Source organism: Streptomyces sp. bgisy100 (assembly GCF_057709105.1).
On the sequence record NZ_JBYITE010000038.1, the window covers coordinates 38,759 to 54,561 of the forward strand.

Annotated in this window: 10 protein-coding genes; 6 read left to right on the forward strand and 4 right to left on the reverse strand. The window is 74.5% G+C overall.

Annotated elements, in window-relative coordinates:
* Nucleotides 1-118: 118 nt before the first annotated feature.
* The gene (locus AC3EQ1_RS22970) at nt 119-874 is read right to left on the reverse strand and encodes a TIGR03089 family protein (RefSeq protein WP_432096228.1); all 756 of its coding nucleotides are present in this window, start codon (nt 872-874) and stop codon (nt 119-121) included.
* 128 nt (nt 875-1,002) lie between these two features.
* Between AC3EQ1_RS22970 and AC3EQ1_RS22975 the strand changes: the two genes are divergently transcribed.
* The 3 genes from AC3EQ1_RS22975 (at nt 1,003) to AC3EQ1_RS22985 (ending at nt 4,551) form a co-directional block, all read left to right on the forward strand.
* Nucleotides 1,003-2,334, forward strand: a complete 1,332-nt coding sequence (locus AC3EQ1_RS22975) for a peptidoglycan recognition protein family protein (protein WP_432096229.1) — start codon at nt 1,003-1,005, stop codon at nt 2,332-2,334.
* A gap of 134 nt (nt 2,335-2,468) precedes the next feature.
* Nucleotides 2,469-3,551, forward strand: a complete 1,083-nt coding sequence (gene manB / locus AC3EQ1_RS22980) for a mannose-1-phosphate guanylyltransferase (protein ID WP_432096230.1) — start codon at nt 2,469-2,471, stop codon at nt 3,549-3,551.
* Nucleotides 3,552-3,618: 67 nt separating this feature from the next.
* Nucleotides 3,619-4,551 (forward strand): DNA-3-methyladenine glycosylase family protein, encoded by a 933-nt coding sequence (locus tag AC3EQ1_RS22985; RefSeq protein ID WP_432096248.1) that lies wholly within the window; start codon nt 3,619-3,621, stop codon nt 4,549-4,551.
* Between the two features lie 690 nt (nt 4,552-5,241).
* Here AC3EQ1_RS22985 and AC3EQ1_RS22990 read toward each other — a convergent pair.
* From AC3EQ1_RS22990 to AC3EQ1_RS23000, 3 genes are all read right to left on the reverse strand, one after another.
* A complete protein-coding gene (locus tag AC3EQ1_RS22990; protein WP_432096231.1) occupies nt 5,242-6,726 on the reverse strand; it encodes a coenzyme F420-0:L-glutamate ligase in 1,485 nt (494 codons plus the stop codon).
* Nucleotides 6,723-7,709 (reverse strand): 2-phospho-L-lactate transferase, encoded by a 987-nt coding sequence (gene cofD, locus AC3EQ1_RS22995; protein ID WP_432096232.1) that lies wholly within the window; start codon nt 7,707-7,709, stop codon nt 6,723-6,725. Before cofD ends, AC3EQ1_RS22990 begins: the two co-directional genes overlap by 4 nt.
* A 272-nt stretch (nt 7,710-7,981) precedes the next feature.
* Complete coding sequence (locus AC3EQ1_RS23000; RefSeq protein ID WP_432096233.1) at nt 7,982-8,476, reverse strand: cysteine dioxygenase; 495 nt, start codon at nt 8,474-8,476, stop codon at nt 7,982-7,984.
* A gap of 626 nt (nt 8,477-9,102) precedes the next feature.
* Here AC3EQ1_RS23000 and AC3EQ1_RS23005 point away from each other — a divergent pair.
* The 3 genes from AC3EQ1_RS23005 (at nt 9,103) to AC3EQ1_RS23015 (ending at nt 15,763) form a co-directional block, all read left to right on the forward strand.
* On the forward strand, nt 9,103-9,366 hold the full coding sequence (locus AC3EQ1_RS23005) for a WhiB family transcriptional regulator (protein WP_004952403.1): 264 nt from the start codon (nt 9,103-9,105) through the stop codon (nt 9,364-9,366).
* 965 nt (nt 9,367-10,331) lie between these two features.
* Complete coding sequence (locus AC3EQ1_RS23010) at nt 10,332-14,243, forward strand: glycosyltransferase (protein WP_432096234.1); 3,912 nt, start codon at nt 10,332-10,334, stop codon at nt 14,241-14,243.
* Complete coding sequence (locus AC3EQ1_RS23015; RefSeq protein ID WP_432096235.1) at nt 14,240-15,763, forward strand: DUF5719 family protein; 1,524 nt, start codon at nt 14,240-14,242, stop codon at nt 15,761-15,763. The genes AC3EQ1_RS23010 and AC3EQ1_RS23015 overlap by 4 nt, the downstream gene beginning before the upstream one ends.
* Nucleotides 15,764-15,803 lie beyond the last annotated feature (40 nt).

Here is a 15,803-nt window from a genome sequence, read left to right on the forward strand (position 1 = left end):
CCCCTCGCTTGGTTGTGCGTACGGCTGCACTTTCGCGCCCATCATCACTCCGGGAGGTCGGCGCACCCGGCAGGCCAGGCCCGCTGTGCGCCGGACGAGTGGTGGTCCGAGCCGGTGCTCAGCCCGCCGTCGTGGTGACCCGTTCGCTTTCCCGCCGCTGCTCCAGGGCCTCCTGCGGCAGCCGGTCGAGATGCCGGCAGAGGACGACGGAACCGCCGGCCGCCAGCGGGGCCAGCAGCCCGGCCGACAGGCCCTCCCAGCTGTCGTAGGGCAGCCCGGACAGCTGGCGCGAGACGGGGGTCAGGCCGTGCGCCGCCGCGTCGGTCCGCGCCCGCTCGACCGTCCCGGCACCGGTGAGTTCGCCGGAGCCCGCGAAGGCCAGCGCGGGGGAGCCCGGGTCGACCGGGGCGTACGGGGCGAAGCGGTCGCCCTGGCTGGGCACCTCCACCGCGTAGTCGGCGAAGCCCGCCGGGGTCTCGGGGAAGCGTCCGCCCAGCGGGCGGAGGGCGAGCGCCACGCGCTCACCGCGGCAGGCGCGCGCCCGGTCGAGGGTGTCGGGGCCGCTGACCACCAGATCGGCGGCCGCGGGGTCGCCGCCCAGGTCCGCGACAACTCCGGTCGAGGAGCAGGCGAGTACCCAGACGGCCGTCTGCCAGTGGGCGGGCAGCAGCAGGGCGACCCGGTCGCCCGGCTCGGCCCCGAGGTCGTCCTGGAGCAGGTTGGCGGTCTTCGCCACCCAATTGGCGAAGGTGGCCACGGACAGTTCGACGCGTTCGTCGGTGGCGTCGTCGTAGAAGGTGACCAGGGGGCGGGCCGGGTCCGCGGCGAGCGCGGATCGCAGCAGGTCGGCAGGGGTGCGATCGGTGGCGTTCACCCGCGCAAGGGTACGCGGCCGGGCAAGCGGGAGGAGTCGGTCACGGGCCCGCGGGGCTCACCTGTTCGGCAGACAGTCCGTCAGATCACGAATAGACAGATTGTCGGGATATGCCCACGATTTTGTTCATGCGTGGACTCCTTGCTTCTTCCATCGGCGTCGCCTGCACGGCCGCACTCGCGCTCCCGCTCGCTCCGCCCGCCGGAGCGGCGGCCGCAGCCCCCGCCGAGCCCCATGTGCCCGGCAGCACCCAGTCGCTGCCCCTCGGTCCGCTGGGCGGCCCCGACCGCGCCGGGCCCAGCTCCCCGGACGCCGGCGCCCCGCAGGGCCTCCCGAAGCGTGACGTCCGGCCGTTCTCCCTGGTGGGTGTCGTCTGGGACGACCCGGCAGCCGACTTCCACGGCCAGGTGCGGATCCGCACCCGCGCCGCGGACACCGGCCGCTGGTCCTCCTGGCAGGACCTGCAGACCCACAACGACGATCAGCCCGACCTCGATTCGCCCGAGCGGAACGGCGGCCGGATGCACGGCAGCACCGCCCCGCTCTGGGTCGGCGACTCCGACGGCGTGCAGGTCCAGGCGCTGCCCGAGCCGGCCTCCGACCGGGGCACCCCGACCGCGCTGCCCGGCGGGCTGCGCATCGAACTCGTCTCACCGGACGACGCCCCCGCCGCTGGGGGCGGCCGGACCGCCGGACCGCCGGAGCAGACCCCCGAAGAGGCGGCGGCCTCCGCGGTCAACGCCGAACTGGCGCCGCTCGGCGCCACCGAGATCCCGGCCCTCGCCCAGGAGACGGCACCGGAGGACGACCCGGACGCCGTCACCGGCGCCAACGGCTCCGTCGCGACCCGCGCCCACATCGGCCCGCGGCCCGGCATCGTCACCCGCCACGGCTGGGGTGCGGACGAGTCGCTGCGCGAGCGGAACTTCCTCTACACCAAGACCGTGAAGGCCGCGTTCGTGCACCACACGGCCAGCGGCAACAACTACACCTGCAAGCAGGCGCCGTCGGTGCTCCGCAGCATCTACCGCTACCACGTCAAGAGCCTGGGCTGGCGGGACTTCGGCTACAACTTCGCCATCGACAAGTGCGGAAAGATCTACGAGGGCCGGGCCGGCGGCGTGGCCAGAGCCGTGATGGGCGCACACACGCTCGGTTTCAACACCAACACGATGGGCATTGCGGTCATCGGGAGCTTCTCGGGCGTCACACCACCCGCCGCGGCGGTGCGGTCCGTCGCCGCACTGTCCGCCTGGAAGCTCGGCCTGTTCGGCAGGAACCCGGCCGGCAAGGTCACTCTGGTGTCCGGCGGCAGCAACAAGTACAAGAAGGGCACCAAGGTCTCGCTCAACGTCATCTCCGGGCACCGCGACGGGTTCTCCACCGACTGCCCCGGAGCCCGCCTCTACAGCAAGCTGGGCTCGATCCGCAGCACCGCCGCCAGAGCTCAGGGGCGGTGAGGAACGTCCCGGTCCACTTCGGCTGAGCCGAGCGTCAGTCCACGTCAGCCGGTCGGCGTCTGCTTACACTGGCCGCCGGCCTCAACCGGTGGGGGCCCGTCAGCCGACCCCTGGCAGGAAGCAGAGAAGACAAGGTGACAGAAGCGATCCTCCTGGTCGGCGGCAAGGGCACGCGGCTCCGCCCGCTGACGGTGCACACGCCGAAGCCCATGGTCCCGGCAGCCGGTGTGCCGTTCCTCACCCACCAGTTGGCCCGCGCCCGGGCGGCCGGGGTCGAGCACGTGGTGCTCGCCACGTCCTACCTCGCCGAGGTGTTCGAGCCGTACTTCGGTGACGGCTCGTCCCTCGGACTGCACCTGGAGTACGTCACCGAGCACGAGCCCCTCGGCACCGGCGGCGCCATCCGCAACGTCGCCTCGCGTCTGCACTCCGGCCCCGACGAGCCGGTGCTCATCTTCAACGGCGACATCCTCACCGGCCTCGACATCCGCGCCCTGGTCGACACCCACCGCACCTCCGGCGCGGACGTCTCCCTGCACCTCACCCGGGTCGAGGACCCGCGGGCGTTCGGCCTGGTGCCCACGGACGCCGACGGCCGGGTCACCGCCTTCCTGGAGAAGCCGCAGACGCCCGAGGAGATCGTCACCGACCAGATCAACGCGGGCGCCTACGTCTTCAACCGCTCCGTCATCGACTCCATCCCCGACGGGCGGCCCGTCTCGGTCGAGCGGGAGACCTTCCCCGGCCTGCTCGCCTCCGGAGCCCACCTCCAGGGCATGGTCGACTCCACCTACTGGCTGGACCTCGGCACCCCTCAGGCCTTCGTCCGGGGCTCCGCCGACCTCGTACTCGGCCGCGCCCCCTCCCCGGCCGTCCCGGGCCGCTGCGGCGACCGCCTGGTCCTCGAAGGGGCCGAGGTCGCCGCGGACGCCAAGCTCACCGGCGGCACGGTCGTCGGCACCGGTGCCCGCGTCGGCGAGGGCGCCCGGATCGACGGCAGCACCGTCCTGGAGGGCGCGGTCGTGGACGCGGGCGCACAGATCCAGAACTCCCTGATCGGCGCGGGCGCCCGCATCGGCGCGCGGACCGTCCTGGACGGCGCGGTGATCGGCGACGGCGCGGTGATCGGCGCCGACAACGAGCTGCGCGACGGCATCCGGGTCTGGTGCGAGGCGGAGATCCCGGCAGGAGCGGTCCGCTTCTCCTCCGACCAGTGACGCCGCCTACCCTCGGAGGGTGACCCCTGAGGACCGGCTGACCCGCACCACCGTCCGCGGCGGCCGGCTGCGGGTGCCCACACCCCGGCACGAGTCGGCCGCCACCCGCCGCTGGCGCCCGGCGGGCCCGCTCGATCCCGGCCTGACCGTCGGCCCGCTGCGCCGCGGCCCCGGCGACCCCGCCTTCCGGGTCACCCCGGACGGCTCGGTCTGGCGCACCGGCCGTACCCCGGCGGGCCCCGGCACCCTCCGCTTCACCCGGCACGCCGGGGAGATCGAGGCCGAGGCCTGGGGCCCGGGCGCCGACTGGCTGCTCGACGGCCTCCCCGCCCTGCTCGGCGCCGACGACGACCCGACGGCGTTCACCCCGCGCCACCGCCTCGTCCACGAGATGCACCGCCGCACCCCCGGCCTGCGGCTCACCCGCACCGGGCTGGTCCTCGAATCCCTGATCCCGTCGATCCTGGAACAGAAGGTCACCAGCGACGAGGCGTACCGCGCCTGGCGACTGCTCCTCCAACGGCACGGCGAACCGGCCCCCGGCCCGCTCGACGGCCTCCGGGTGATGCCCGACGCGCACGGCTGGGCCATGCTCCCGTCCTGGGAGTGGCACCGGGCGGGCGTCGACGGCAAACGCGCGGCCACGATCGTCCGCGCCGCCCGCGTGGCCCGCCGCCTGGAGGAGGCGGCGGCCATGGACCTCCCCGCGGCCCTCGCCCGGCTCCAGCTGATCCCCGGCATCGGCCCCTGGACGGCCGCGGAGACCCTGCAGCGCAGCAACGGCGCGCCCGACGCGATCACCGTGGGCGACCTCCACGTACCGAGGATCGTCGGCTACGCCCTCACCGGCCGGCGGGGCACGGACGACGCGACGATGCTGGAACTCCTGGCCCCCTACGCGGGCCAGCGCCACCGCGCATGCCGCCTCATCCTCCTCTCCGGCCACACCCCACCCCGCCGCGCCCCCCGCTTCGCCCCGAACGACATCCGAGCCCTCTGACCCGAACCCGCAGGAAGCCACCCACAGAGCCGAAGCGCACTGGCCGTCAGGGTTGGCCGACGGTCTCCGTCCCCCCGCACATGGCGGCCACAGCCATCGAGACGAGCCACCACACCGCCCGGGGACGCCCCCCATCACTCCCGCACGAGGCCACTCACTGCACGTCACAGGCACCTCCCTGAGCCCACCGGACGCGAGGGGGCCGGGGCCCGCAGGGGTGGGGGCCCATCACTCCCGCACGGGCCCATCAGGGATGTTCCGAGGCACCTGCCCTGAGCCCACCGGACGTGAGGGTGACGGGGCCGCAGGGGTGGGGGCTCATCCCTCCCGCACGGGCCCATCAGGGATGTTCCGAGGCACCTGCCCTGAGCCCACCGGACGTGAGGGTGACGGGGCCGCAGGGGTGGGGGGTTCCGGAAGCTTCCGTGTATTTGTGGCCCCCAGGGCCGTAAATATACGTTCCGGAACCCCCCACTCCGGAGGCCCCGGCACCCGCCCGCACGCCCAGCAACCTGAGCCCAGCAGCGGCACCCGCCCGCACGCCCAGCAACCTGAGCCCAGCAGCGGCACCCGCCCGCACGCCCAGCAACCTCAACCCAGCAGCGGCGGCACAACCGGCACCCCGAACCCGCCCCCTGCCCGCGGCGGACCCCCCCCAACGCCCCCCCAACGCACCCCCACCGGCAGGTGCTACCGCACGGCGATGAACCCCTCCACCCCCCGCTCCCCCCGCTCCCGCGGCACCCCCGCCGCATGCCCCACCGCCACAGCCCCCATCGGATCCCAGTCCCCGGGCAGCCCCAGCACCTTGCGGACGACATCCCGGCAGAACATCGTCGACGACACCCACGCCGAGCCGAGCCGTTCCCCGGCCAGTGCGACCAGCAGGTTCTGCACCGCCGCCCCCGCCGCCACCACGAACATCTCGCGTTCGGCGCCCTGCCGCCGCGCGTCCGGGTAGGCGTGCGCCCCGTCGGCGACCAGACACGGCACCACCAGGTACGGCGCCCGCCGCAGCACGTCCCCGCGCCGTACCCGCTTCGCGATGCTCTCCTCCGTGAAGCCGTCGCCCCGCAGATCCGCCACCCACGCGTCCCGCATCGCGTCGAGCAGCCGCTCCCGCGCCTCCGCCGACTCGAGCAGCACGAACCGCCACGGCGTCGTGTGGTGCGGGGCGGGCGCCGTCACCGCTGCGGCCACGGCGCGCCGCACCGCCGCCCCGTCGACCGGTTCGTCCGTGAACTCCCGCACCGTGCGCCGCAGGGTCACGGCCTCCCGTACGGCCTCGGACGTCCCGAGCCGGAACATGTCGTCGACGGCGCTGCGCACCAGAACCCGCGCCCCCGCGTCACCCTGGCCCGAACCCGAACCCGAACCCGAACCCGAACCCGAACCCGACCCCGACCCCGAACCCGAACCCGACCCCGACCCCGAACCCGCATCCCGGCCCGCACCCGCGTCGCCCCCGACCCGGCCCTCCTCGCCCCGGACTTCGTCCCCGACCCCGTCCCCGTCCTCGACGACATGCGGCAGCCCGCGCACCACGGCAACGGGCAGCCCGTCGGCCTTCCCCTTCACCAGATCCCCCGCGGCGGCCAGTTCATCGGCGGTGGCCACGACGGTCGCCGCGAGCGGATTGCCGTACGCGTCGGTGCCGCCCCGCAGGTCGTCGAGGACCCGTACCCCGGCGGCGCCGATCGCCACATCGGTCAGCCCGTTGCGCCAGGGGCGGCCGAACGTGTCCGTCACCACCACGCCGATGTCGACACCGAGCGCGTCGCGCAGCCCCGCGCGGATCCGCCGGGCCGAGGCGTCCGGGTCCTCGGGCAGCAACAGCACGGTGCCGGCCGGGGTGTTGGAGGCGTCGACCCCGGCCGCGGCCATGACGAAGCCGTGCCGGGTCTCGACGATCCGGGTCGGCCCGCGCCGGGCGACGACCCGTACCGCCTCGGCGTCGATCGCCGCCTCGCGGTCCGCCGCCTCCATCACGCGGCCCTCGGCCTTGCTGACGATCTTCGAGGTCACCAGCAGCACATCGCCGTGGCCCAGGCCCGGCAGCCCCGGTGCGGTGGCCGCGTCCGCGATGAGCTTGGCGAGGTCGTCCCCGGACTGCACCTCGGGAACGCCCGGCAGCGCCCACACCGTGTACGACGGCGCCTCCCGGCGGGCGCTCACGGCCGGACCTCCGTGGCCAGTGCCAGTGCCTCGCTCGCCATCCGGGCCGTCGCCTCGGTGTCGCTCATGATCAGCGGGACGGCCCGGCAGCGGATGCCCGCCGCCTCCACCTCGTCCACGGAGGCGGCGTCGACGGTGTCGACGAGCCAGCCGTCCAGCAGCCCGGATCCGTAGTGCCGGGCGACGGCGGCGGCGGTCGACTCCACACCGACCGCGGCGAGCACCTTGTCCGCCATGCCCCGCACGGGTGCGTCGCCGACGATCGGGGAGAGCCCGACGACCGGCACCCCTGCCTCGGCGATGGCCTCCCGCACGCCGGGCACGGCCAGGATGGTGCCGATGCTGACGACGGGGTTGGACGGCGGGAAGAGCACCACGTCCGCCTCGCCGATGGCTTCGAGCACGCCGGGCGCGGGCTTGGCCTGCTCGGCGCCGACCGGCACCACCGCGTGGGCCGGGACGGAGGCCCGCAGCCGCACCCAGTACTCCTGGAAGTGCACGGCCTTCCGGCCCTCGCCCGCACCCCCGGCGGTGTCACCGAGGTCCGCCGTGTCGATGAGGACGTGGGTCTCGATCCGGTCGTCGGACATCGGCAGCAGCCGGACGCCGGGCTGCCAGCGTGCGCACAGCGCCTCGGTGACGGCGCTGAGCGGATAGCCCGCGCCGATCATCTGCGTACGGACGATATGGGTGGCGAAGTCCCGGTCGCCGAGCCCGAACCACTCGGGGCCCACGCCGTAGGCCGCCAACTCCTCCTTCACGGCGAACGACTCGTCCGCCCGCCCCCAGCCCTGTTCCTCGTGGATGCCACCGCCGAGCGTGTACATCACGGTGTCGAGGTCCGGGCAGACCTTGAGCCCGAAGAGATGGATGTCGTCACCGGTGTTGCCGATGACGGTGATGTCCGCGTCGGGGGCAGCCGACTTCAGACCACGGAGAAAACGGGCGCCGCCAATGCCGCCGGCCAGAACCACAATGCGCATACAGACAGTCTGTCAGCCGAAGGCTGGTCCACTGAGGGTGGTGGCGGGTGACGGGTGGGGCTGTCAGCCGAAGGCTGGTCCACTGAGGGTGGTGGCGGGTGACGGGTGGGGCTGTCAGCCGAAGGCTGGTCGCTTGTGGGTGGTGACGGTGGGGGTGTCAGCCGGAGACCGCTCCCGTGAGGACGGTCATGGGCGACGGTCCTGATCACCGACGGCCGCACACCCCGCCGCACCGCCGATCGCACCGCCGAGCGCACGGCCCCGCCCCGCCGTCAGACGGTGACGGCCTCGTCCGCCCGGGCCGAGCACTGACCGCTGTGCATGGTCATCTCGGTCAGGCCCGGGAAGTACACGTGCAGGCTGACGGCCGGGGTGAGCGCGTCGTTGGTGACCTCGTGGACGTAGCCGGGCGCGAAGACCCGCTGGGCGCCCGCGCCGAGTGTCCGCCGGGCCTGCCCGGACTGCTCGGTCAACTCGCCCTCCAGGACGGTCAGCACACCGGAGGAGCTGCCGTGGTCGTGCAGTCCGCTGCCCTGGCCGGGCACCCAGCTGAGCAGCCACACCTCGTAGCCGGGGCCGGTGCGCAGCCGGTGGTACCAGCGGCTGGTGGCGTCGTACCGGACGAGGTGCTCCCAGCTCGCGCGGTCCTCCGCGACGGAGCGGGCGAGGCCGGCGAACTCCGCGACGGTGGAGGGGTGCGCGGGTACGGGCGGCAGCAGGTGGGGGATGGCGAGCGGGTCACCGGCGATCGAAACGTCGCTGTTCATGTGCGGAAGGTTCCTCGGGAGAAGTTCTTGGGCACAGATGGCTGGAGCGCGGGGGCATCAACAGCTGGAACAGCGACAGTGAGTCTGCACAGCGCAACGGAACCCGCGGGGGCGGGTCCGGAAGCGGTCTCCCGTGCCCAGAGCAAGGGGAGCGTGCGTCACTGGCATGCCCCAAGGAGAGCGGTTCGCCCACCGGATGTCAACTTGACGCCCGTTTCGCCGGTCATCGTTCACCTCATCCGGTTGCTGTCTCCGGAGAAAGGTTTGTGCGCTCAACTGCCGGGACACACGGGGCATCAGTCACGCCTCTGGGCGCCGTTACCTTCTCGTCACCGCACTGTGATCCGCTCCGCTTCCGTGATCGGATCGCAACGAAACGAGTCGCGTTCTCGTCCTCCTCTGCAAGGAGAAGGGGAGTGGCGATGGAGCAAGGGCCGATAGTGGTTTATGGCGATTTGAACACTTTCCGCACGGCTTTGGTTCCGCAGAGTGAATAAGGGGCTCAATAGCAGATCTCGGCTTGACTGGCCCGGAGCCACACACTTGTAATTTCACTCGTGTCGTTCAGCCGTGACCGGTAACGGCAGCATCACGGGGACGCAAAAAAAGACAAACGAGGGGCGCACATGACCGAGCTGTTCCAGCAACTGCTGGTCGAGGAGGCGGACGAGGAGCTCGGGTGGCAGGAGCGCGCACTGTGCGCCCAGACCGACCCCGAGTCGTTCTTCCCGGAAAAGGGCGGGTCGACCCGCGAGGCCAAGAAGGTCTGTCTCGCCTGCGAGGTGCGCTCCGAGTGCCTCGAGTACGCCCTGGCCAACGACGAGCGGTTCGGTATCTGGGGCGGCCTGTCCGAGCGGGAGCGCCGGCGTCTGAAAAAGGCCGCTGTCTGACGGTCTTTCCGAACGGGCGTGGGCCGCGCCCATTCCCGCCGCCTTTCCCGAGCGGGCCTTCCGCCGTCGCGGCGCCCGGTGTCCGCGAGTTTCGGCCCGAAGTCCGGCCCGAAGTCCGGCCCGAAGTCCGGCCCCGGCGTTCCGGTTGCGTACTGCGGGGCTATCGGGCCAAGGCCCTGGGGTCCCTTCCGGTCACCGTTGCGGGACTACGGACGCCTCGGATCCCTCGGATCGTGGTGTGGGGTGGAGGAGTGCGGGACAAAGGGGCACCCTCACCCGCGAACGGCACTTCCGGACCACCCATCCGGATGGTCGCGTGGATTTGCCGGAGGCATTCGCCGAGCCGTAGGCATTCGCCGGGATTTCGGCCCGGTTTCCCGCCGGACGCCATTTGTGCCCGACGTCTCTTCTCGCGTTCGCCGGTGCGCCCGGCCCCCTGATCCGCCACCCCGCCCGGTACGGGCCGGCATCCGGGACAGCCGCCTCCCGGCGCCGGCGCACCGGCCGTCGCCGCTCTCCCGCCGGTCCCCTCTCCCGCTCCCGCAGGTCCACCCGCCTCCCGCCGTTCCACGCGCCTCCCGTCCCCCACCGGCGCACGCGTCCCCCACCCGCGCACGCGTCCCCCCGGCGGCCCGCTGTTCGACGGAGCCGGCGCATGCGCCGCGCCCGCCGGCGTCACCCGCGCGCCGCGCCCGCCGGCGTCACCCGCGCGCCGCGCCCGCCGGCGTCACCCGCACACCGCACCCGCACACCGGCCCCGCGACCGGACGCGCACCGGCCCGCGACCGGACCCCGACCTGCCGCGCCCCCGCGCGCGGGCCGGTACGGCCGTCCCGCCCGCCCCGGCGCACACGGCCGGTTCCGGGGTGGCCGCGAGCCGTTAGTGTTGGGGGCCGTCCGAGACGCACCAACGCCCCCGCGGGCGTGCGTCCACCGCAGTCCAGCGAACCGGGGCCCGTACCTCGATGTCCGTGCACAGTCACTCGGCGGCCCACCACGAGGCCGCCACTCCTGAGTTCCCGCGGCATGTCGTCACCGCCGTGCTCGTCGCCCACGACGGCGCCCGCTGGCTGCCACAGGTGCTCTCGGGCCTGGCGGGCCAGGAGCGCCCGGTCCAGAACGTGATCGCCGCCGACACCGGCAGCGCCGACAACTCCGCGGCCCTCCTCGCCGATGCCCTCGGCGACGAGCGGGTGCTGCACCTCGCCCGCCGCAGCGGCTTCGGCACCGCCGTCGACGAAGCGGTCCGGACCGCGGCCGTCCTCACCCCGGACGACCTGCCGTATCTGAAGCGGCCGAGCGGCTGGGACCCCGTCAACCGCACCTGGCGCGACGACGCGTACGACATGCCGGAGCTGCCGCACGGCGAGCCCGTCCAGTGGCTGTGGCTGCTGCACGACGACTGCGCCCCCGAGCCGGGCGCCCTGGCGGAGCTGCTGCGGGTCGCCGACGCCAGCCCGTCCACGGCCGTCATCGGACCCAAGCTGCGCAGCTGGTACGACCGGCGGCAGCTGCTGGAGGTCGGCGTCAGCATCGCCAACAGCGGGCGCCGCTGGACCGGTCTGGAGCGGCGGGAGCAGGACCAGGGGCAGCACGACCAGGTCAAGCCCGTCCTCTCCGTCTCCAGCGCGGGCATGCTGATCCGCCGTGACGTGTGGGAGGAGCTCGGCGGCTTCGACCGGCGGCTGCCGCTGATGCGCGACGACGTCGACCTGTGCTGGCGCGCGCAGGCCGCCGGGCACGGCGTGCTCATCGCCCCGGACGCCGTCATGCGGCACGCCGAGGCGTCCGCCCGCGAGCGGCGCCCCATCGACTGCGTCGGCCGGTCCGTCGCCAACCCGCACCGGGTCGACAAGGCGGGCGCCGTCTACACGATGCTCGTCAACAGCCGAGGCGCGGTCCTGCCGTATGTGCTGCTCCGGCTGGTGTTCGGCACCCTGGTGCGCACCCTCGCCTATCTGGTGGGGAAGGTGCCCGGCCAGGCGCTGGACGAAGTCACCGGACTCCTCGGGGTGCTGCTGCGCCCCGGCAGGGTCCTCGACGCGCGCAAACGGCGCGGGAAGCAGGCGTTGGAGGCCGGCGAGCTCCGGCAGCTCTTCCCGCCGCCCGGCGCGACCGTACGGGCCACCGTGGAACAGGTGGCCGGCAACTTCAGCGGACGCTCGGAACCCGAGCTGGCGTCCGGCGGGCGGCACGGGGCAGTCGAGTCCGGGCCCGGGGGTGACGACGCGGAGTTCCTGCAGGTCGAGCAGTTCGCCCGGCTGAAGCGGATCGGCCGCAAGCCGGGCCCCGTCCTCTTCCTCGTGCTGCTGCTGGTCTCGCTGATCGCCTGCCGTGGACTGCTGGGCACCGGTGCGCTGTTCGGCGGCGCGCTGCTGCCCGCCCCCGACGGCGCCTCCGAGCTGTGGGAGCGGTACGCCGCGGGCTGGCACCCGGTGGGGGTCGGCGGCACCGGATCGGCGCCGCCCTATCTGGCGGTCGTGGCCGCGTTCGCGTCCCTGCTGTTCGGCAGCACCGGCCTCGCCCTCACCCTGCTGCTCGTCTGCTCGGTGCCGCTCGCCGGGCTCACCGCCTATTTCGTCTCCCGGCCGCTGGTCGAGTCCCGGCTGCTGCGGGCCTGGGGGAGCGTCGCCTACGCCTTCCTGCCGGCCGCGACCGGCGCGCTCGCCGCCGGTCGTCTGGGCACCGCGGTCCTCGCCGTGCTGCTGCCGCTGCTGGCCCGCGCGGGGGTGGCCGCGGCCGGGCTGCGGCTGACCGCGCAGGGCGGCGCGCGCCCCGGCTGGCGGGCCGTGTGGGCGTACGCGCTGCTGCTGAGCATCGCCACCGCGTTCACTCCCGTGGTCTGGCCGGTCGCCCTCGTCCTGGGCTTCGGCGTCCTCGTGCTGCGGGCGCTCGACGGCCACCGGGACCAGCTGCCCGCGTACGGACTGCGGTTCGGCGCCGCGCTGGCGACCCCGCTGGTGGTCCTCGCCCCCTGGTCGCTGTCGCTGCTGACCCGTCCGTCGGCCTTCCTCCACGAGGTGGGCCTGGACTACGGCACCGGCTCCGCCTCCGCCCTCGACCTGCTGACGCTCAGCCCGGGCGGCCCCAAGGCGGCGGGCGGCGTGCTGCTCATCGGTGCGGTGCTGGCCGCGCTCGGTGCCCTGCTGCGGGAGGACCGGCGGACGACGGTCCTGGCGGCCTGGGCCGCCGCGCTGACCGGTCTGCTGTTCGCGGCGCTGTCCAACGGCTCCGCCTGGGCCGGTCCGGCCACCCTCGTCTACGGTCTCGCGCTGCTCGCGGCCGCCGTGGCCGGTGCCGAGGGCGCGCGCGAGCGGGTCGCGGCCCGGAACTTCGGCTGGCGGCAGCCGGTCGCGGGTCTGATCGCCGCCGCCGCCGCGGTGGCGCCCCTGGTGGCCGCCGTCGGCTGGATGGTCAGCGGCGCGGCCGGCCCGGTCGAGCGGCGGGAGCCGGTCCAGGTGCCCGCGTTCGTCGCCGAGGAGAGCGGGACCCGGGACCAGGCGCGCACCCTCGTCATCGGCGGGGACCAGGAGGCCCGGGTCGGCTACACCCTGGTGCGCGGCTCCGGTGCCCGGCTCGGGGACGCCGACCTCGCCGCCACGAGCGGCGGTGACGCCCGGCTGGACCGGATCGTCGCCAACCTCGTGGCGGGATCCGGCGCCGACCAGACCAGCCAGCTCGGCGGGTACGCCGTGCGCTATGTGCTCGTCCGGGACGGCGCCCCGCGGGAGATGAGCCGGGTGCTGGACGCGACGCCCGGGCTGACCCGGCTCAGCCAGGAGGACGGCAGCGCGCTGTGGCGCGTGGACCAGCGGGTCGCGCGGGCCGCCATCGTGCCCGCCGCAGGCTCCGGCGGACAGGGCGATGCCGCCGCGGTCCCGGTGGCCGCCGGGCCGGTCGAGGCGCACACCACCGTCCCCGCGGGCGGGAACGGCCGGGTCCTGCGGATCGCCGACAAGGCCGACGCCGGCTGGCAGGCCACGCTCGACGGCAAGCCGCTGACGCGGAAGACCGTCGACGGCTGGGCCCAGGGCTTCGAACTGCCCGCGAACGGCGGCCGGCTGGACCTCACCTACGAGACGCCGCTGACCCGCACCGCCTGGGTCTGGGCCCAGGGGCTGCTGGCTGTGGTGCTGCTGGTGCTGGCCCTGCCGGGTCGCCGCCGGGACGTCGACGACGACCTTCCGGACCAGGTGGCCGAGACCGTGCCCGCCGAGGCCGTCGCCGGGGAGGGCCGCCGGGCCCGCCGGCTGCGGGCCGCCGCGGAGGCGGAACAGGCCGCGCGGGGCGGCGAGCAGGGCCCCGGTGCCCCTGCCGGGCCGCCCGCCGAGCCGGAGCAGGCGCCGTACGCCGGTGCCGCAAGCGCGGGCCCCGGGGCGGACTACGCGGGTGCCGGAAGCGCGGGTCCCGGGCCGGAGTTCGCCGACCCGATGGGTCCGGTGCCCGCCGAGGCGATGCCGCCCGGCCCGCAGGATCCCGGCGCCGGCCCCGCACAGCCCTACGGCACCGTGCCGCACCAGCCCGCGTACGGCGAGTGGGACGGGCAGCAGCCCGCCGCGGGCCAGGGCGCCGATCCCTACCAGGCCGTGCACCCCGGTGAGCAGTACCCGGCCGACGCCTATCCGGCCGACGCCTATCCGGCGGGCGGCTACGGGGACGGGACGTATCCCGGAGGTATGTACGACACCCGGTACGCCGAGGGGCAGTACGCGCCCGGACCGTACGACCCGGGGCAGTACGGCGGCCAGTACGCCGACCCGTACGGCTACGGCGCGCAGCAGCCCTACGCCGACGGCACCTACCCTCCGGACGGCGAGACGATCCACGGGGACGGCACCGAGCCCGGCCCCCGCCGCGACGGGAGCGAGCACCAGTGAACCGCACCACCCTGTCCCTGATCGGCACCGCGACCGCGCTCGCCGCCGTGACCGGGTTCGCCGCGCTCACCGTCCCGGACGCGTCGTCGGGCGGCACCGCGGCGACGGCGGCCCGGCTGCCCGTCGAACGCTCCACGCTGCTCTGCCCGGCGCCCACCTCCTCGGACCTCGCCGAGACCACGTACACCTCGTTCACGCCGAAGGGGAAGGACGCCCGCACGGCCGGACAGCGGAACCGTGCCGAACTCCTCCCCGCGGAACGGGCCGTGGAGGGCGCCGAGAAGAAGCCGGAAGGCAGGGGCAAGGACGCCCGGCGCCCGGACAGGCCGGTGGTGACGCTGAAGCAACCGGGCACCCCCGTCACCGCGGAGACCTCCGACGCCGAGGCCCCGGCCCTGATCGGCACCGCGGACGGCACTCTCGCGCCCGGCTGGGCCACCCAGCAGACCACGGTGATCAGCGCGGGCGAGGCCCGCGCCGTGCTCGGCGCGAGGTGCACGGCGCCGGACACCGAGTTCTGGTTCCCCGGGGTCAGCACGGCCAAGGACCGGCAGGACTACGTCCACCTCACCAATCCGGACAGCTCCGCGGCCGTCGTGGACCTGGAGATGTACGGACGGAACGGGAAGCTGAAGTCCACCGCCGGGGAGGGGATCACGATCCCGGCCCGGTCCACCGTCCCCGTCCTGCTCTCCACCCTCACCCAGGAGCCGACGGCCGACGCCACGCTGCGCGTCCTGGCCCGCGCGGGACGGGCGGGCGCCGCCGTGCAGGCCGAGGACGACAAGCGCGGCGGCGACTGGCTGCAGGCCGCCGCCGACCCGTCCGGCAGCGCCGTGCTCCCGGGCATCCCCGCGGACGCCACCTCCGTGCAGCTGGTCGCGATGGCCACCAGCGAGGACGACGCCGACGTCAAGGTGCGGCTCGCCGGCCCGTCCGGCCCGATCACCCCCGCCGGCCACGAAACGCTGCACGTGAAGAGCGGCATGACCGCGGCGGTGGACCTCGCCGACGTCACCAAGGGCGAGCCGGGCTCCCTGGTCCTCACCCCGGCAGAGAAGGACGACGCGGCTCCGTTCGTCGCCGCCCTGCGGGTCACCCGCGGCAAGGGCGGCAAGCAGGAGACGGCGTTCATCCCGGCGACCGGACCGGTCGAGGAGCGGGCCACCGCCGCCGACAACCGGGCCAAGGGCACCTCCCTGTCGCTCGTGGCGCCGGGCGTCACGGGGCGGGTGAAGGTGATCGCCTCGGCCGGGAGCGGCGGCGGCAGCGCCACGGCCAAGTCCTACACGGTCAAGGGCGGTACGACGCTCGCGGTCCGGCCGCCGGTGCCGTCCGGGGCCAAGGGCAGTTACGCGGTCACCGTGGTCCGGGAGTCCGGGGGGCCCGTGCACGCCTCGCGTTCGCTCGAACTCCGGGAGGGCGGTGTCCCGATGTTCACCGTGCAGACCCTGCCGGACGACCGGGGCACGGTCGTCGTCCCGGAGGCGGAGCAGGACCTGTCGCTGCTGACCGAGTGACCGACTGACGGACCGGCCGGCCGACTGAGCGGCTCCCGCC

What these genes read in the sequence shown, in the direction of transcription:
- cofD (WP_432096232.1), bottom strand. Translation starts at nt 7,709, where the DNA reads ATGCGCATTGTGGTTCTGGCCGGCGGCATTGGCGGCGCCCGTTTTCTC.
- AC3EQ1_RS23005 (WP_004952403.1), top strand. Translation starts at nt 9,103, where the DNA reads ATGACCGAGCTGTTCCAGCAACTGCTGGTCGAGGAGGCGGACGAGGAG.
- AC3EQ1_RS22975 (WP_432096229.1), top strand. Translation starts at nt 1,003, where the DNA reads ATGCGTGGACTCCTTGCTTCTTCCATCGGCGTCGCCTGCACGGCCGCA.
- AC3EQ1_RS23000 (WP_432096233.1), bottom strand. Translation starts at nt 8,476, where the DNA reads ATGAACAGCGACGTTTCGATCGCCGGTGACCCGCTCGCCATCCCCCAC.
- AC3EQ1_RS23010 (WP_432096234.1), top strand. Translation starts at nt 10,332, where the DNA reads ATGTCCGTGCACAGTCACTCGGCGGCCCACCACGAGGCCGCCACTCCT.